We start from the raw sequence: 17552 nt of genomic DNA on the forward strand, positions 1-17552 counted from the left end.
GCAACATTTGGTTATTTGTCAATTTATAATCAAATGCTTATTAATCATATTTCTTATTTATCTTAAGTTTTACAGATAATGCTATTAAAGTCACAACAATAATACCTGCAAGAACCCATATCCACACAGGAACATTCTTAATGTTATAACATCTTACATTAATCCACATCTGATTAATTCTTGTTGTCTCTTCAGCATCAAAATACTGCATAATGGCACTTCTATCCATAACCTCCTGCGTAGGATACTGTGCTGATAACTGTCTGTATGTCTGTTCTTCTGGAACTTTAAGTATATATCTTTCATCATCAGAATCACCTGAAAAGAAATATCCCAGAGGATAATCTACAACATCTGTATCACTTTCATCTGCTCCATAATTCCACTTTACATAATCGAATACAACATCACTGTCACCACCTGATATAACTGATGTATATCCAATATAGCTCATGTTTCTTACAGCATTTTCAGGTTTAGACAGAAAGTTAATAAAGCTCTGTGCTGCCTGCTTTTTCTCTGAATTGCCATTAATTCCAGACTTTAACATTACCCAGCCGTCAAAATAAAGGTTAGTACATTCTTCAGGTACTGCAAAGTTAAGCTGGAAATCATCCTCGTCAGCCTGGTCCATAGTATATACAGCATCTCCAGACCACTGATAACCTGCGACTACCTTTCCTGTTATCATATCAGTCTTGGCACTGTCAGTCTCGAATGAATAGGCATTATTCTTAACTGACTGAAGATACTCCTGAATCCTGTCCACATTTGCCTCAGAAGTATCATTCATCTCCTCGGCAAGTCTTTCATGATAATCAGGACTGTTAATGAATGACGCTGACTTTAACTTGTCTGACTTAATTGCACCAACAGCTGCAAACATGGAATCTCTTACATTATCCTTAATTGTTATCTGACGTCTGAATTTGCTGTTATCAATTATCGTCCATGTAGATGCTTCTTTTTCTGTCACCTTATCAGGATTGTACACGATTCCTGTTATACCCCACATATATCCTGCAGCATAGCGGCTCCATGACTCACCATTAATCTTATTCTCGTCAAATGTTTTCTTGATAAATGGAGATACACCCTTAGCATAATAATTATTAGCAATCGATGTATCATAGAAATCATCTGAAAATGGCTCAAGCCAGTCCTCTGCCATAAGCTTCATTATCATATATTCTGAAGGACAGATTACATCGTAATCATCACCCAGAGTAAGCATGTTGTACAACTCCTCGTTAGTTCCAAGACAGCTGTACTGTACCTTAACTTTCTTGCCATAATTCTCATAATACCAGTTCTCGAAATCAGTAATTATCGAATTCTCACCCTTTATGCTTCCGCTCTCAAGGTCAATTATATCATCATCACTCCAGTCTCCTGTATCAATATATTCTTCCCAGTTGCACACACGGAGTATGATTGTATCGTCTGCTGCCACCGCTGTAAGACTGTTTGTATTAAACACTCCTGTTACCGCTGCTGCGCCGCTTACTGCCATTAAAGCTGACAGTATTAACGCATTTATCTTTCCAATAATCTTATTCATCAGCTCCGGCCTCCTCTCGTACAGCTTTTCTTGCTGGTGCAAGATTAATTGCTATCTCAACTACAATAACAATAAGGAATATTATTGTAGATAAAGCCCACAAAGCAGTCTTGATATCAGTCTGTGAACCCTTGGTTGCATTAACAACATAAGTACTTATTGTATCAAATGTTGCAGGCTTAGTGTATGTTGCAACGAAATAATCATCCAGTGATAATGTAACTGCCATAACAAATCCTGATGCTATGCCGGAAGCAATCTGAGGTATTATTATCTTAAAAAGTGCATACACAGGTGTTGCACCAAGGTCAAGTGCAGCTTCATACAGACTTGGATCCATCTGTTTTAATTTAGGAACAACAGCCAGATATACGAACGGTGCACTCAGTATAACATGTCCCACAACAAGAGGAATATACGTATCCTTACTGACACCTAATACGACTACAAGAAGGATACAGATAGAAAAACCTGTAACTACATCTGCATTGACAACAGGAACCTGATTAAGAACTGACATTGCTCCTTTTACTTTTCCCTTTGAATAAAATGCACCTATAGCACCTGTTGTTCCAAGTATTGTTGCAAGTACAGCACTTCCAACAGCAAGCAGCACAGAACCGATTATCATATTAATAAGCTCCGGAGTCGTAAAAAGTGTTACATAATTATGCATTGAAAATGCATGTATTGCTCCTATATTAGCGGCATCCGTAAAACTGTATACTGCAAGCACAAGAATTGGAATATACATGAACAAAAGGACAATGCATATAATCATATATTTCAGAAATTTCTTCATTATACAAGTCCTCCTCTTCCAGCATTTTCTGACTCTTTATCACCCGAAACCAGAGTGACAATACATATAATAACAAGAAGTATCAGTGCTATCATTGAGCCATTGTGCCAGTCATATGCACTGAAATAACTTCCAATCAGACTACCCATAATATATGTGCTGTTATAAAGCATATCAAGAACTACATAGTTAGTCATTGCCGGAAGGAATACCATTGACACACCACTGACAATTCCCGGAACAGACAATGGCAGTATAACCTTGATAAATGTCTGGAAATTATCCGCACCAAGATCCGATGCTGCTTCAATAACACTCTTATCAAGCTTTGAAAGCGTTGTATATAACGGAAGTATCATGAATGGAAGAAAATCGTATGTCATTCCTATTATCGTATTGATAAACGGATAATACGCAAGATTTCCCTCAATCATTGATAATATCTCTTTAAGTGCGGTAATTCTTAATGTGAAATTAATCCACATAGGCATAACAAAAAGCAGAAGTATTACCGCTTTTCTCTTTAACTTACTCTGTGAAAGTATATACGCTACAGGATAAGCAATTATAAGACAGACTGCAGTTGCAACAAATGCAAGTACAAGACTGTAACACAGAGTTCCAAGTGTATTAGGGTCTGTAAAAAAATTCTGCAGATTAACCATGCTGAATTGTCCCTGCCCGTTAGTAAATGCATAATATACAAGGACAAGCAGTGGTGCTGCAACAAATAATATAAGAAACAGCCCATAAGGGATTCCAAGATATTTGCGTGAAAAAGACATATTTCTATCCCCCTACTTCTTCAACTGGAATTTCATCTTCTCTTCAGGCATGATAAGACCAACCTGATCATCCATATTCCAGAGATATTCATCATCTACAATAAGGTCATGACCATACTCAGTTCTTATTACATAACTGTAATGGTCACCCTTATAGATAAGGTTAATAATCTTACCTGACACAAGACCTGCTGTTACATCATCACTCATCTCAATATCATCAGGCTGGATTGAAACAACAACCCTGAACTTTGAAACATCTACATTTTCACCGTTCTCATCAACAAGCACTCCATCTGACATCTTAGTCTTAGGAATAACCTGTGTTAAATCACAGCTTATTATCTTGCCATTAAAGTCGAGCGTATAATCTCCATTAATTGTTGTAACAAAACTTGTGGTATGGTCCTCTGCAAGCATTACATGAATTCCATCAGGCTCAAGCTGCATTCCTACTGTATCACCGACATGATAACACCTGGTAGTTCTTATTATCATTTCATACTTTCCGGATTCAACAGCAACCTCGTAATGCATTCCCTTGAATATAACTGAAGTAACCTCACCAACAACAGTTCCATCCTCCGGCTTTGTAATAATTACATCTTCCGGTCTTATAACAACGTCAACTAAAGTTCCCTCTGGAACATCATCCATTCCGACAAACTCTCCGCCACAGAATCTTACCTTCATGTGTCCTGTCATAATACCTTTGAAAATGTTGCTCTCACCAATAAAGTCGGCAACAAAAGCATTCTTAGGCTCATTATATATATCCTCTGGTGTTCCAATCTGCTGAATCTTACCCTCTGATAAGACAACAATCTTATCAGACATTGTAAGTGCCTCTTCCTGGTCATGTGTTACATATATAAACGTAATTCCAAGCTGGTCATGCATATTCTTAAGCTCAATCTGCATCTCCTTACGCATCTTTAAATCAAGTGCCCCCAGAGGTTCATCAAGCATAAGTATTTCCGGCTCATTGACAAGTGCTCTTGCAATTGCAATTCTTTGCTGCTGTCCGCCTGACAGCGTAGATATCTTTCTGTCCTCAAATCCTTCAAGGTCAACCATATCAAGAACATTTTTAACCTTTTTTCTTATTTCCTCTTTAGGAAGCTTCTTTAACTTAAGTCCAAATGCAATATTTTCATATATATTCATATGTGGAAACAGCGCATAACGCTGAAATACTGTATTAATCGGTCTTTTATTAGCTGGAAGCTGTGATATATCTTCTCCGTTAAGAAGTATCTGTCCGTCTGTCGGAAGTTCGAATCCTGCTATCATTCTTAGTGTGGTTGTCTTTCCACATCCTGATGGTCCTAAAAATGTTACGAATTCCCCCCGCTTTACTTCAAGATTAAAGTCATCAACCGCCTTAAATCCATTATCACTATATACCTTACTGATATGTTTAAGCTCTATTATATTTTCTGATTTACCAGACATATCCAACCTCCGCAATTAACATCCTTTGTTACACCGTCTAACAACTATGCAACCACTTCCTATTTAATATCAAAAACGGGTACAAATCAAGTGATTTCTTGATTTGTACCCATGGTTTTTTCATTATGTAAACAACTGGCAAAATATATGTTTTAAGGTCTGTGATGAAGCTCCTGAACAGTCTTTCCTATTTCGTCCCTTATAGCCTGTCTGTCTTCCGGAATCTTCTGCATTCTTGCAAGCAGATCAGCGGTATCATGCTCAGAGCCAACTTTTCTCAACGACTCACATGCTGCAAATACAACATCATCATCTGCATCATCAACGAATCTCAACAATAAATCTACACTGCTCTGGTCATCGCTTGCCCCAAGTGCCTTGGCTGCTGCAATCTTTCCTTCTTTGCTTCCTGTAATCTCTTCCTGTATTGCATACCAGTCATGATGTTTTACATATTTCTCCATTTTTTCATCCAGTGTCTTTTTCTTAAATAACATACCGATGCCTTCTTTCATCTTTTTCTATATTATAGTATTGCATTTTCGATATGTAAAATGTATATTTAATATGTCACTTATATCATAATTATATATTGGAGAATTACTATGACCTTAGATTATTACAGAATATTTTACTATGTTGCAAAATATAAGAGTTTTTCAAAAGCAGCCCGCATGCTCGATAATAACCAGCCTAACATAACCCGCTGCATGAATATATTAGAAAGCGAACTTGACTGTAAGCTGCTTAACCGTTCTCACAAAGGCATCACTCTTACACCTGAAGGAAATACATTGTATTCTCATGTATCAATCGCAATGAAACAGCTTGAAGACGCTGAGAACGCTATTATCAAAAGCAAAAGTCTGTCCGGTGGCACAATATGTATAGGAGTAAGTGAGATTGCTCTTAGAATATTCCTTCTTAAAAAACTTGAAAAATTCACAGAACTTTTTCCCGATGTCAAGATAAAGCTTACCAACCACTCTACTAATCAGGCTGTTAATGCTCTAAAAGCCAGTCTGGTAGACTTTGCTGTCGTAACCACACCTGTTAATTTAACTGGCGATATGAAATCTGAAAGCCTATGCTCATTCCATGATATACTTATTGCAGGTCCAAAATACAGTCAGCCGGATAACAAAATAATTCATCTGGAAGAATTGCAGGATTATCCTTTCATAAGTCTGGCAGAAGGTACCGGTACACATGACCACTACACCAAATTCTTCTATGACAACAATCTTCACTTTAACCTTGATATGGAGGCTTCAACTACAGATCAGGTTCTTGCAATGGTTCAGGCAAACTTAGGGCTTGGCTTCTACCCAGAGGAGCTTGCCTCTGAATATATAATGCGTGGTGAAATATTTCCTGTAAATCTATACGAATCCGCACCTGACAGAGATATTGTTCTTATACGTGAATCAAGACATACCGAAAGCATTGCAGCCAAAAAACTTATTAATTTCTTAAAGCATACAACTGATTAAAATGTCTTAGTTACGCATTCAAGTGTCGCACAGTAGCCTGTATTATTCTTGCTCTTATACATGGCACTGTCGGCATGTCTGTACAGTTCATCAAAATCAATATCCTTTTCCCCTTTATAAAACGCTTCACCCATGCTTACATATATCTTCTCATCTCCCATCTCTGGGATTCTTATGTCCTTAAGCTTTGCAAATACTCTCATCGTGAAGCTTTCAGCATCTTTAGTTTCTGTTATTCCCGGGATGAACATTGCAAATTCATCACCTCCCAGGCGCATGCATATATCATGTTCCCTGCATACACTCTGAAGACTTCTTGCAACCGCTATAATTACTGCATCCCCGACAACATGTCCATATGTATCGTTAACATTCTTGAACTTATCACAATCAAGAAGGCACATAAGCCCCTTAGTTTCTTCCTTAATAAGGTCTGCAATTGCTTTCTCTCCGCTTCCTCTATTTCTTATTCCCGTCATAAGGTCTGTTTCTGAAAGATATAAAAGCCTGTTCTCCTTACGTTTCTCTGCATCGATAACTTCAACGGCATATACAACATGCCACAGTTCTCCATTGCTATCCTCATCTACCCTTATGAATCTTTCACGACACCATCCAGAGTAATTTCCAAGGAATTCATGAACAATCGTAGTCTTGTTCTTCATTCTCTCCGGAAGTGTTGATATATCAACAAATTCAAGTACACTTTCTACATACTTCCTGGAAGGAAGAATCTTCATTACACTATTTATCTGTTCTGCAAAAGTATGCTCGCCTTTTATCATATTATCCCTTATGAAATCTGTTGACTTTATTTCATGAAATTCCCCTGTCTTTAAATTGATAATATGCATTGACAGATATATTCCGGCAAGTGCTGAATATGCGCTGAACATAGCCTCACGCTTGGATTTTTTAAATACATTTCTCTGTTTTAATAGCAGTACTAAAAATGTGCCTATCATATCAAGAAAGCGCGAAATCTCGTCCATCTCACTTTCTGGTGGATTGTCAACACCAAAGAAGCCATATATCTCGTCCTTATATCTGAATGGACTTACTGCCAGGCTCTTTACATTCTGAACTTTGAGCAGTTCATATGCTGCAGGATATTCATCCTTAATCTCCTCAATATCCTTAGTACTAATATTTCTTCCATCATTAAATGATGTATACCACCAGTCTATAATTGACATATCTACATTCTGAAGAAACTTTATCTGAGGCTCAATCCCATCCGCGCACCACTCATAAGTATTATTAGTAACCTTTTTTCTAATATTGTCTTCAAATATGTATATTCTTTCAGACCCGATATGTTCTCCAAAAAATCTGATAAATTCATTAATCTGATCATCTGGATTTTCATAATTCATTGCTGCCTTCATTGCTTTATTCATAATTGATTCGTACTTTTTCGTCTTCATATGCATCTCCAATTCAATACATTTATAACTAACAACATAGTAACATATATTGACAAAAAACGCACCCTTTTCACACATTAAAATTGTGAAAAAAGTGCGTTCTGATATTAAACAAACCGCATTCGCCGCTAACAATTCTCTACATAGCCTTAATTGCATTCACTGTTATATTGTACTGTTTCTCAACTTCTTCAAATGCTTCCTCAGCTCCTGCGAGTTCTCCTGCACGAAAAATCTCTGTAATAGCTGAACTCGCTTTATAAAGATTATCAAATCCAAGATTTAAGCATACACCCTTAAGTGTATGTGCTGCCCTGAATGCTTCTTCTACATTTCCGGCAGCTATAGCCTCTTTAAGATTGGCGTAGCTGTTGTCATCTAAAAACTTCAATACAAATTTTTTAATAAAAGCCTCATTGGGAAATCTATTCAAAACATTCTGATAATCTGCTCCCATTGCCTCGTAACATTCCTTAATTGTCATGTGCAATACCTGCCTATATATTGTTAAATTATAACTATGCGTATATTGAGTAATATGATATCACGATTAATATAGTATTGTCAAAGAACCGTCTAATCACAGAATAATTATTACTCTATTTTTCTCATTAAGAAACATAACGCCCTAAGGTGGATTCTGCTGCTGTATTCTAACATCATCAAAATTTTAATTTTAGTACATTTTAAATTACTGCATTGGACTTTTAAAGCACTTATTTTCTTCCAAACATCCAATACCTCTCGGAATTCACATCAAATTGGACATTTTCCGCAAATTTTTTAACGAAAAGTCCAATTTCATGCACTTTTCAAGTGATTATGGACTTTTGGAACATTTAACCTGCCATGGAAGTCCAATCTAACACAATTACATTCTCCTTTTGGACTTGTTCCTGCGTGAAATCTCTTCTAACATCCAATCCGCCACAAATATGCTCACCCTCTGGACTTACCTATACATGAAATCTCTTCTAATGTCCAAATGAATCATATCCTGTAATCTCATTATTGTAAATATACTTTAGCAACACATTTTCAGATAATAGTTTTACATATCCGCAAATATACTGTATATTAAATATATTGCTGTCTGGCAAAATATATGCGGGGGAATTGTTTTATGAAAAAACGAGATTCTTTTAACAACAAATGGGGATTCATCCTTGCCTGTATCGGCTCTGCCGTTGGTATGGGTAATATCTGGATGTTCCCAACAAGAGTATCAATGTATGGCGGTGGATCATACCTGATACCATATTTCATATTCGTTGCACTTATTGGTTTCACTGGTGTTATCGGAGAAATGAGTTTTGGTCGTGCTACTAAGTCAGGACCTGTTGATGCATTTGGATATGCATGCGAAACTAAGAATAAGAGAAAGCTTGGTGAGGCTATCGGCTTTATTCCAGTACTTGGCGCACTTGCAATGGCAATTGGTTACACTGTTGTAATGGGCTGGATTCTTAAGTACATGATTGGAGCTTTTACAGGAAAGGCACTTGCACCTTCTGACACAGAAGGCTTTGCTGCTTCATTTGGAAGTATGGCAAGCGCATTTGGTAATAATGTATGGCAGATTGTAGCTCTTGTTATTGGTATTATTATTCTTATGTTCGGTGTCGGACGCGGAATTGAAAAGGCCAATAAAATCATGATGCCTGTTTTCTTTATTCTTTTTGCTGTACTTGGAATATATGTTGCTTTCCAACCTGGTGCGATAGAAGGCTACAAATACATTTTCAGAGTTGACCCTGAGGCATTTGCTGACCCTAAGACATGGATATTCGCTCTTGGCCAGGCATTCTTTTCTCTTTCTATTGCTGGTAATGGCACTCTTATATATGGTTCTTACCTTTCAGATAATGAAGATATTCCTGCTGCTGCCGGACGCGTTGCGCTGTTCGATACTATAGCAGCCATGCTTGCAGCACTTGTTATCATTCCTGCAATGGCAACAACCGGTGCCCAGCTTAATCAGGGTGGTCCCGGACTTATGTTTATCTTCCTCCCGGCACTTTTTAAATCAATGCCTGGCGGATACATAGTCGCAATTATATTCTTCGTTGCTGTATTTATGGCAGGACTTTCTTCTTTAATCAACCTGTATGAAGCACCTATTGCAACTATTCAGGAAAAGCTTCATCTTGGAAGAAAGGCATCTTGTGCCATAATCGCTGCAATAGCACTTGTAGTTTCAATATGTATTCAGGGAATTGTCTCTGGATGGATGGATATACTTTCTATCTACATCTGCCCACTTGGTGCAGGTCTTGCCGGAATTATGTTCTTCTGGGTATGTGGTAAGAAATATGTTGAAACTCAGGTTAATACCGGTCGCGATAAGAAATTCACTGATAAATTCTATCCTATATGCAAATATATTTTCTGCCCTGTATGTTTCCTTGTTCTTATACTTGGAATTGTTCTTGGCGGAATCGGCTGATTAAGATATTATAATAAAAGGAATCCTGTGAGCAGGGAGATGTTGCCTCTCTGCTTATGGGATTCCTTTTTTCATATATTTAATTATGCTATTCATGCTTTGCATCACATTTTTTACAGGAATATTTCCTCAAAAGCAGCAATTACAAGCTTAAGAGTTGCTTCGTCCATATCCGAATAATGAATTACAAGTATTCCATGGTACTTATCCGCATCAGCGAAACAATACTCTGAAAGGCAGTTAATCAGAATCCCCTTCTGCCTGACTGCCCATTTAATCTCAACATCACTTAAGGAAGTCTTCACATGCAGCAGAAAATGTGTTCCCGCATCATCCTGATATATCGTACTTATCTCACTAAGCCTTGATTCGCGAAACATCCTGCATATCTTTTCACGGCGTCCCCTGTAATCATTGACAAGCCTCTTAATGTGGCGCTCAAAGTATCCCTTCTCAATAAATGCCGCCATTGCATACTGCTCAAATCCCGACACAGTACACGAGTAAAAATTCATTGTTGAAATATATTTTTCCATAAGCTTTTCTGGCAGTACCATATATCCTATTCTAAGTGAAGGAACCATTGTCTTCGAAAATGTGTTCATATATATTACTCTGTGACTTCTGTCTCTCGACTGAATGGACGGAATAGGTTTGCCCTGCATACGGAATTCACAGTCAAAATCATCCTCTATTATATATCTGCCTGGCTCCGCCGCCGCCCAGTTAAGCAGTTCCTGTCTTCTTGCAACCGGCATAACAAGGCCAATTGGAAAATGATGTTCAGGACTTACATGTGCTACATTTATATCTTTCATTCTAAGTTCATCGACTTTCATACCCTTATCATCAATATTAACATAATCCCACTCCACACCATTTTCATCATATATCTTGGTAATCTTACGGTATCCGGGATTCTCAACACCAAACTTCACATCTGGACCTAAGAGCTGTAACAGCCTGTTATACAGATATTCCGTTCCGGCCCCTATAATAATATGGTCTGCTGAAACCTGCATTCCACGGTATCTGTTAAGATGGTCTGCAATCGCTTCACGAAGCTGCAACACACCGTTAAAAGGTACAGTCTTAAGAAGTGAAGTATTATAATCGGTCAGGGTTTCCCTCATAACCTTTGCCCATGTAGCAAATGGAAATCTATCATACCTGATATTATTTGCCGTCAAATCAGCAAGATAAGTCTCCTCCTGGAATCTTTTCACAGGAGCAGCATACCCTGGTGCACCACCTGTAACCACGGCAATCTTATTAACATAATACCCTCTTTTTTCCTCAGATCGGATATAACCTTCCAGAAGAAGCTGCTCATATGCGTTCTCCACCGTCTTGACACTTATCTGCAAATGCTGTGAAAGCCCTCGCTTTGATGGCAGCTTCTCATCAGCCTTAAGCTTCCCGTCAGCTATATCTTCCTTAATCAGTTCATACAGATATTCGTACATTGTTTTGTTTCTGCGTTTATCTAAATCATATGTAAGCAAATCTGGTCTCCTATTATATATGCATTTTGGATATTTAAAAGATATCAGTTTTAATTATAATAAGCTCATAAGCAAAAAACAAGGAGGAAAATCCCTCTCCTCACCTGAAGGGTTCGGATTTTTCTTCGAAAAACAAGGAGGAATAGAAATACTATGGGAATCTATGCTATTACTGGTGCTTCAAGCGGTATCGGTGCAAAAACTAAAGAATTGTTAATACATCAGGGACATAAGGTAATTAATATTGATCTTAAAGACGGTGACATCTGCGTAAACCTTGCATCGCAGGAAGGCAGACAGTCTGCTGTTGATCAGTTACATACTATGTGCCCTGACGGACTTGACGGAATGATATGCAACGCTGGTGTTTCAGGCGCATGCGGTAATCTCGGACTCATTATCTCTCTTAACTACTTCGGAACAGTAGCCGTTGCAAATGGTGTATATGACCTTTTAAAGAAGAAGCACGGAAGCTGTGTTGTAACTGTTTCTAACACAATTTCACAGGGTGCAGGCCGTAAGGATATCGTTGATCTTCTTAATAACATCGGTGATGAAAAGCGTATATTAAGCCTTATTTCTTCTATGGACAGCACTAACCTTTCAGTAGGAAACAGTCTTTATGTTTCTACTAAATACGCACTTGCAAGATGGGTACGCCGTGTATCTGCAACATGGGCTGCCAATGGTGTCCGTATAAATGCTGTTGCTCCTGGTAATGTACACACAGCCATGACTGCAACAATGAGCACTACAGCAAAGATGGCTCTTAATGCCCTTCCTATCCCAACCAAGTACGGTCAGGAGTGCCTCATGGCTCCAGAGGAAATTGCTGAGGTTATGGTATTCCTTGCTTCAGATTCAGCAAGAGGCGTCAATGGAAATATCATGTTCGTTGATGGTGGAACAGACGCATTATTAAACACAGAGAAAGTATATTAATTAAGGAGGGCATTAAACATGACAGCAATTGAAAAATATGTAGAAGCAATGGAAAACAAAGATTACGCAGGACTTGCCAATCTCTTTTCTCCAGACGGAATAATCAATGATTATTGTACTAACTCAGCAGCCCAGAACGAATATCATATATATGGACGTGAAGCTATCAACATGTTCTTCCGTAACAAGTTCGGCTTCCGCAAATACTCTATCTTAGATGGTGAAGTTGTGAATTCTACCCAGGCAGAATTCATCGCTAACTTCGGCGGTTACAACATCATGGCCATCGCTACAGTCCGTGAAGTAACAGAAGATGGGCTTATCAAGAGACTTACTGTAAGACCTAAGTAATTAAATATTAAAAATCGTGTATAACCAATCAGGGCATTTGAATTGCAAGTTAATCCCTTGCAATCCAAATGCCCTCATTTTTCTTTTTAACATAAACAATAAACTTTTCAAGAGATGCCTTTTCTCTATCTCGATGTCCAATCTGCCACTTTCTCGCAGTCGATTTGGACTTTCACTTACCTTCTATTCGCTTCTAGGTCCAATCGGTTATACCTGCGCGGACTTTTTGGACATCCACTTGGCTCTTGGATGCTTCAAAGTCCATTTTATTGTTCTGTCATGAATACTTTGGACTTTCTCTTGAATTTTCATCGTTTCAAGGTCCAATTCACCACTTTCTTGCAACTGTTTTGGACCTCCAACAGCCTTTTATCTGCTCCAAGGTCCAATCTGCCACTTTCTCGCAGTCGATTTGGACTTTCAGCAACCTTTTCTCTGCCTCAGCGTCCAATCCACAAAATCCCCGCACCAGCTTACTCACCCAACAAGCAAGTTTTACTCTTCCACCTGTATCTGACAGACCTTCATAGCTTCCAATGCATTGATGTGCGACTTAGGTGTAACTCCGGCACAGTATTCTAATCACCTGAACACCAGTTGCACAAGCAGCATATAACATATCGTTCCGCCTGCGATAGAAACAAGCATCTGCTTTTTCCATTTGTGAAGAAGAACTGTCACAATAATTGCTATCAGTTCTGACAATCCATAACTGTAGCCTGTCACATTAACATTGCATATATGAGATAGAATTTCTTCCACCCCATATTCTTGAACTTGTCAAGCATTGCTGCTAAATTACTCCATCTGTAAATATATTCAAATCTGTATTTTAATACAGATTGACCTGTTTTTCCACAAGTCTGCTGCCTTCATACTTAAGCTTTATCGAGAAAAATCTCTCCTCCCCCGAAAGAAGAAGGTTAAGAAATACCCTGTCACCCTCCCATGTCGGAAGCTCGGGAACTTCTTCTTTATCAACCCAAGCCAGTTCTCCTTCATCACATTCAATAAGCTCACCTGTAAAGCCATCTGCCGTAAATACACACATAAGCTCTGGCTCACATTCATTACTTATAAATGTTACAAGCCCGCGGAATCTGTATGAAGTAAGCGTAAGACCTGTTTCTTCCTTTACCTCACGCACAAGACATTCCTCAGGAGTCTCCTGATTCTCAGCATGTCCGCCTACTCCAATCCATTTACCTTCATTAATATCATTATGCTTTTTCACTCTGTGAAGCATAAGATACTTCCCGTCCTTCTCTATATAACATAAAGTTGTAGTTATCATCAATTCTACCTTTCATGTCCGATTTTTTCAATCAAATTCACCTTATAGATTCAATTATTGCCTCTGCATCTGCTTTCGCAAGTGCGTCAAGTTTTTCATTGGTACTGAGAAAATTTCTGTAATCTCCTTTATTACTCAAAAAAGCATGTTCAACAATAATAGAAGGAAGCCCTGCCTTGGTACCACAATACAACAATGTATAATAATCCGCTAGCGAACCATCAGGATATGTTTCTCCTACTGTTGTTACCCTCTGCAAAATTCCTCCGGTATTTTCAGTATTCCAGTCATTGGCTATTGGAAGTCCTAACACATTTAATTTAGATATTATTGATTTAGCCATCCTCATCTCAGAATCATATACGCTTGCCACCTTTGCATTTGATGGCTGATATCTGCTACAGCTCATAAGAACCATACAACCATGTGAATCAACCTCATCGGTACTTCTGCTGTTAACATGAACAGAAACAAAATAATCTGCATTATTATCAACTGCATACTTAATACGGTTCGAAAGACTTAAATCATAATCACCGTTTCTTGTAAGAATAACCTTAACTCCTTCATTTTGTTCAAGATACCATTTCAGACTTGTTGCAATACGATAGTTAAGATTCTTCTCCATCACAAGAATTCCATCATATTCCTGCTTTGTTCCTTCACTGTCTCCACCATGACCCGGATCAATACATATAACAACCTGCTTTGGTTTTACTTCTTCTGTAGCATCAATATTTCCCTCTGCTACAGCTTCCACAGCATTTTCCAAAGTCGTCTCTTCCTCTGTACATTCTGTCTCTTCTGCAACTTCTTCCAGAGCTGTTTCCTCCTGTGTTGTCTCCTCAACAGTACTAATATCGGTCTGTGATTCATACAAATGTGTCTCATCATGACTACTTTCCATATCTGTCGCAGCATTCTTTTTCCCACATGCACACATACATATAGTAACCATCACCATACAAAAAAACAATTTCTTTTTCATTATATTACGCCTTCACTTCATGTCCGATTTTTTCAATCTCGTATTTCCCGCATACTATATTAATTTCATCAGCATTACCCCAGTCAAGACTTACATACACTTTCTTCTTATCAACATCCCACTTAAGTTCATCAATAGTTATTCCGCATCTTGTACGAAGTCCCTTAACCATGCCGCTTCCCAGCTTGTCTGACCATGCTGGAAGCAGTTCAATTGTGTGTTCATCCGAATATACAAGCATTTCATTAATAATTCCAACCAGTCCAAATGCGGTATCTGTACAAAACACGCCTTTGCTCCTGTCAGTATTGTGGTCTGTAAATAAAGTTGTGTAAAATATGTCACTGTGTACAAGCAGATTAAGCGTATCATATACAGCATCTGCATTTTTAAGACGAGCCTCTACTAACGCCTTATGTATCCAGCCATGTGAAGCAGTATCATCTTTTCCTTTATTCTCATGGTTTCTGTTAATGATTGCCTGGCGACACGCAGCTGCTAACTTACTGTCATGCTGAGTCTGCAAAGCCGGCCATGCCGGATAAAGATGGCTTATATGCCTGTGAGCATTATTCTCGCCATACTCCTTCATAGACCATTCCTTAACTGCGCCTGACTCATCATACATAAAATCAGGTAACATTCTTAAGAGTGCTTCCGCCTCTGATACAGCCTGCTCATATCCATCAACCTTCGTATAATTAAGCATCTCCGTGTACATATTAATTACATCTTTAGCCGCGGAGATATCCATTGCTGCATTGGCAGTAATCGCACTATGATATCCAAAAGGCTTATTCTCCGGTGAAAATGATGGAATAATAAGATAATGCTCACTCTCATTAAGGCTGCATTTACCCTTCTCATACCTTGCATTACCGTCTGTATCTGTGTAATACTCTGGATTTCCAATCTGTTTCCAGAAATTATAAGTCTTTTTAAGTAGTGGCTCATATACATCTTTTCTTACATCAAATGTATCTTTGCCGTACATCTTAATCAGCGCCACATCATCAGTTGTTATCACAGCGTCGCCGTAAGTCTGTAAGAATTCATATATAGGAATAAGTAACCAGCCCGCACCGGCATTCCAGTACTGGAATGGATAATTAATATCGTACTCTACCATCATTGCCCTGTGACCGTCAGTATTAACCGGAATCAGCACTGCATCCTTCATCCCATACACCATTGCTGCATTGTTAACCCAGTCAGGTATCTGCCGCAAAATAAACCACATATAACCAACACCTGCTTCATACAACCCTGAGCCGTTCATTCCCGAAACCTGAATATTAACATTGGCATCCATTGTGTACGCACTTCTCCACAACAGATTCCACTCACCAACCCACAAGCCGCTGAGTCTTGGTGCTGTCGTTCCTGCGCATGCCTGCATTCCATACAGACCGTTATAATATAATTTCTCCAGCAGATGAGGCATAATGTCATATTCATTTTTCTGCAAGTGAAGCAGTTCTTCATTAGCAGACTCGCAAAAATATCCGCCGTCAAGCTTAAGCTCTATATTCTTATGTTCTAAGCTTACCGGTTCTTCCGTTATATCGACACTGTTAACTTTGTTAATACATTTGTCTACCAGTGCAAATGTATCTTTGCCATTAACTCTGTACCTGAACTCACAATATTCCCCCAAATCATCTGTCCAGTCTGTGTAAGTTATAAGTGTTATACTCTCTGCATGTGATATATTAATAACCGGCGCAGTCTCATCAATACAAGTGTACGCCCGGCTGTCTTTAGGCTTTGATGAAACCCTCATATCACCATCTGTCAATATCCTTGTAACACCTGCAAATCCACCCTTTGCAAGCTCACTTCCCTCATATTCAGGATAATGCACAACCGTACCTATTATGTTACCTCTTACAAATCTTGAATACAGCATATTTCTTTCAGGCGCAGGGATATTGTTCTTCTGGACTCCGAATTTCGGCATAGACTCAAAATCATCTATTGATATCGACATATTCACAGACTTTTCAGATATTATTTTAGTTATAATCACATTCTGTTTTCTCGATACATATGTACTTTTTGAAACAGAAGCTCCGTCTGATTTAAATGTAGTATTTATTGTACCAGTCTTATAATCTGTCCATCTTCTGTAACCAGAAATATCCGGCTCTCCTTCAAGTGTCAGTCTTATCATATGGCCTGGATGATAACAGTACATATTCGTTCTTTTTCTATCATGTATATTCCATGTATCATCAAAATTAATAACTGACTGTCTGGCTTCATCTAACTGTGCTGTAACATCGTAAGGCACATGCCTTGGCTCTTCCGATGGCATGACAAATTCAACATTCTGATATATAAGACTGTCCTCTATAGGCGCACATGATTCAAGCACGCCAAGCCTTCCATTACCTGCCACCATAGCCTCATGCCATGGTACATCCGTAACATTATAATCATCATAAGGTTTAATCTGACTGAACTTCTTTGAAAATGAACTATACATTTTTAGACTTCCTTT

15 protein-coding genes and 1 pseudogene are annotated in these 17552 nt (G+C 38.4%); 4 read left to right on the plus strand and 12 right to left on the minus strand.

All coding sequences use genetic code 11. The features are described 5' to 3' along the window. Window positions 1-40 precede the first annotated feature (40 nt). The 5 genes from EUBELI_RS12940 to EUBELI_RS12960 form a co-directional block, all read right to left on the minus strand. Window positions 41-1561 carry an extracellular solute-binding protein gene (locus EUBELI_RS12940; RefSeq protein WP_012740831.1) on the minus strand — a complete coding sequence of 507 codons (1521 nt, stop codon included), beginning with the start codon at window positions 1559-1561 and terminating at the stop codon, window positions 41-43. Continuing rightward, complete coding sequence (locus EUBELI_RS12945) at window positions 1554-2363, minus strand: ABC transporter permease (protein WP_012740832.1); 810 nt, start codon at window positions 2361-2363, stop codon at window positions 1554-1556. Before EUBELI_RS12945 ends, EUBELI_RS12940 begins: the two co-directional genes overlap by 8 nt. Continuing rightward, window positions 2363-3148: an ABC transporter permease gene (locus tag EUBELI_RS12950; RefSeq protein ID WP_012740833.1), complete on the minus strand. Its 786-nt coding sequence runs from the start codon at window positions 3146-3148 to the stop codon at window positions 2363-2365. The genes EUBELI_RS12945 and EUBELI_RS12950 overlap by 1 nt, the downstream gene beginning before the upstream one ends. 12 nt (window positions 3149-3160) lie before the next feature. After that, window positions 3161-4603: a polyamine ABC transporter ATP-binding protein gene (gene potA, locus EUBELI_RS12955; RefSeq protein ID WP_012740834.1), complete on the minus strand. Its 1443-nt coding sequence runs from the start codon at window positions 4601-4603 to the stop codon at window positions 3161-3163. 152 nt (window positions 4604-4755) lie between these two features. Further along, window positions 4756-5100 carry a HEAT repeat domain-containing protein gene (locus EUBELI_RS12960; RefSeq protein WP_119220123.1) on the minus strand — a complete coding sequence of 115 codons (345 nt, stop codon included), beginning with the start codon at window positions 5098-5100 and terminating at the stop codon, window positions 4756-4758. Window positions 5101-5208: 108 nt separating this feature from the next. On the opposite strand from EUBELI_RS12960, the gene EUBELI_RS12965 reads away from it, so the two are divergent. Beyond that, window positions 5209-6096, plus strand: a complete 888-nt coding sequence (locus EUBELI_RS12965; RefSeq protein WP_012740836.1) for a LysR family transcriptional regulator — start codon at window positions 5209-5211, stop codon at window positions 6094-6096. On the opposite strand, the gene EUBELI_RS12970 is transcribed toward EUBELI_RS12965, so the two are convergent. Further along, on the minus strand, window positions 6093-7523 hold the full coding sequence (locus tag EUBELI_RS12970; protein WP_022098909.1) for a sensor domain-containing diguanylate cyclase: 1431 nt from the start codon (window positions 7521-7523) through the stop codon (window positions 6093-6095). The two genes, EUBELI_RS12965 and EUBELI_RS12970, sit on opposite strands and share 4 nt — an antisense overlap. Before the next feature lie 139 nt (window positions 7524-7662). Further along, on the minus strand, window positions 7663-8007 hold the full coding sequence (locus EUBELI_RS12975) for an Hpt domain-containing protein (protein ID WP_012740838.1): 345 nt from the start codon (window positions 8005-8007) through the stop codon (window positions 7663-7665). A gap of 639 nt (window positions 8008-8646) precedes the next feature. Between EUBELI_RS12975 and EUBELI_RS12980 the strand changes: the two genes are divergently transcribed. Continuing rightward, on the plus strand, window positions 8647-9969 hold the full coding sequence (locus EUBELI_RS12980; RefSeq protein WP_012740840.1) for a sodium-dependent transporter: 1323 nt from the start codon (window positions 8647-8649) through the stop codon (window positions 9967-9969). A 113-nt stretch (window positions 9970-10082) separates the two neighbouring features. On the opposite strand, the gene pdxR is transcribed toward EUBELI_RS12980, so the two are convergent. Beyond that, the gene (gene pdxR, locus EUBELI_RS12985; RefSeq protein ID WP_041688983.1) at window positions 10083-11474 is read right to left on the minus strand and encodes a MocR-like pyridoxine biosynthesis transcription factor PdxR; all 1392 of its coding nucleotides are present in this window, start codon (window positions 11472-11474) and stop codon (window positions 10083-10085) included. A gap of 153 nt (window positions 11475-11627) precedes the next feature. On the opposite strand from pdxR, the gene EUBELI_RS12990 reads away from it, so the two are divergent. Both EUBELI_RS12990 and EUBELI_RS12995 read left to right on the plus strand, forming a co-directional pair. Further along, window positions 11628-12416, plus strand: coding sequence for an SDR family oxidoreductase (locus EUBELI_RS12990; protein ID WP_012740842.1), 789 nt, complete (start codon window positions 11628-11630; stop codon window positions 12414-12416). A gap of 18 nt (window positions 12417-12434) precedes the next feature. Continuing rightward, a complete protein-coding gene (locus EUBELI_RS12995) occupies window positions 12435-12767 on the plus strand; it encodes a nuclear transport factor 2 family protein (protein ID WP_012740843.1) in 333 nt (110 codons plus the stop codon). 582 nt (window positions 12768-13349) lie between these two features. Here EUBELI_RS12995 and EUBELI_RS14150 read toward each other — a convergent pair. The 4 genes and pseudogenes from EUBELI_RS14150 to EUBELI_RS13010 all read right to left on the minus strand — a co-directional run. Beyond that, window positions 13350-13487, minus strand: a pseudogene (locus tag EUBELI_RS14150) (AzlD domain-containing protein); the annotation flags it as partial. A 112-nt stretch (window positions 13488-13599) separates the two neighbouring features. Further along, entirely contained in the window at window positions 13600-14061 is a 462-nt protein-coding gene (locus EUBELI_RS13000) for an NUDIX hydrolase (RefSeq protein WP_012740846.1), read from the minus strand. 37 nt (window positions 14062-14098) lie between these two features. Beyond that, on the minus strand, window positions 14099-15049 hold the full coding sequence (locus EUBELI_RS13005) for an N-acetylmuramoyl-L-alanine amidase (RefSeq protein ID WP_012740847.1): 951 nt from the start codon (window positions 15047-15049) through the stop codon (window positions 14099-14101). A 4-nt stretch (window positions 15050-15053) separates the two neighbouring features. Beyond that, the gene (locus EUBELI_RS13010; protein ID WP_012740848.1) at window positions 15054-17537 is read right to left on the minus strand and encodes a glycosyl hydrolase family 95 catalytic domain-containing protein; all 2484 of its coding nucleotides are present in this window, start codon (window positions 17535-17537) and stop codon (window positions 15054-15056) included. Between the last annotated feature and the right edge of the window lie 15 nt (window positions 17538-17552).

Source organism: [Eubacterium] eligens ATCC 27750, assembly GCF_000146185.1.
GTDB lineage: Bacteria > Bacillota > Clostridia > Lachnospirales > Lachnospiraceae > Lachnospira > Lachnospira eligens.

Bases quoted from the DNA above. Each gene is read 5' to 3' on its own strand.
- EUBELI_RS12940 (WP_012740831.1), bottom strand. From the start codon at position 1,561: ATGAATAAGATTATTGGAAAGATAAATGCGTTAATACTGTCAGCTTTA.
- EUBELI_RS12945 (WP_012740832.1), bottom strand. From the start codon at position 2,363: ATGAAGAAATTTCTGAAATATATGATTATATGCATTGTCCTTTTGTTC.
- EUBELI_RS12950 (WP_012740833.1), bottom strand. From the start codon at position 3,148: ATGTCTTTTTCACGCAAATATCTTGGAATCCCTTATGGGCTGTTTCTT.
- potA (WP_012740834.1), bottom strand. From the start codon at position 4,603: ATGTCTGGTAAATCAGAAAATATAATAGAGCTTAAACATATCAGTAAG.
- EUBELI_RS12960 (WP_119220123.1), bottom strand. From the start codon at position 5,100: ATGTTATTTAAGAAAAAGACACTGGATGAAAAAATGGAGAAATATGTA.
- EUBELI_RS12965 (WP_012740836.1), top strand. From the start codon at position 5,209: ATGACCTTAGATTATTACAGAATATTTTACTATGTTGCAAAATATAAG.
- EUBELI_RS12970 (WP_022098909.1), bottom strand. From the start codon at position 7,523: ATGAAGACGAAAAAGTACGAATCAATTATGAATAAAGCAATGAAGGCA.
- EUBELI_RS12975 (WP_012740838.1), bottom strand. From the start codon at position 8,007: ATGACAATTAAGGAATGTTACGAGGCAATGGGAGCAGATTATCAGAAT.
- EUBELI_RS12980 (WP_012740840.1), top strand. From the start codon at position 8,647: ATGAAAAAACGAGATTCTTTTAACAACAAATGGGGATTCATCCTTGCC.
- EUBELI_RS12990 (WP_012740842.1), top strand. From the start codon at position 11,628: ATGGGAATCTATGCTATTACTGGTGCTTCAAGCGGTATCGGTGCAAAA.
- EUBELI_RS12995 (WP_012740843.1), top strand. From the start codon at position 12,435: ATGACAGCAATTGAAAAATATGTAGAAGCAATGGAAAACAAAGATTAC.
- EUBELI_RS13000 (WP_012740846.1), bottom strand. From the start codon at position 14,061: ATGATAACTACAACTTTATGTTATATAGAGAAGGACGGGAAGTATCTT.
- EUBELI_RS13005 (WP_012740847.1), bottom strand. From the start codon at position 15,049: ATGAAAAAGAAATTGTTTTTTTGTATGGTGATGGTTACTATATGTATG.
- EUBELI_RS13010 (WP_012740848.1), bottom strand. From the start codon at position 17,537: ATGTATAGTTCATTTTCAAAGAAGTTCAGTCAGATTAAACCTTATGAT.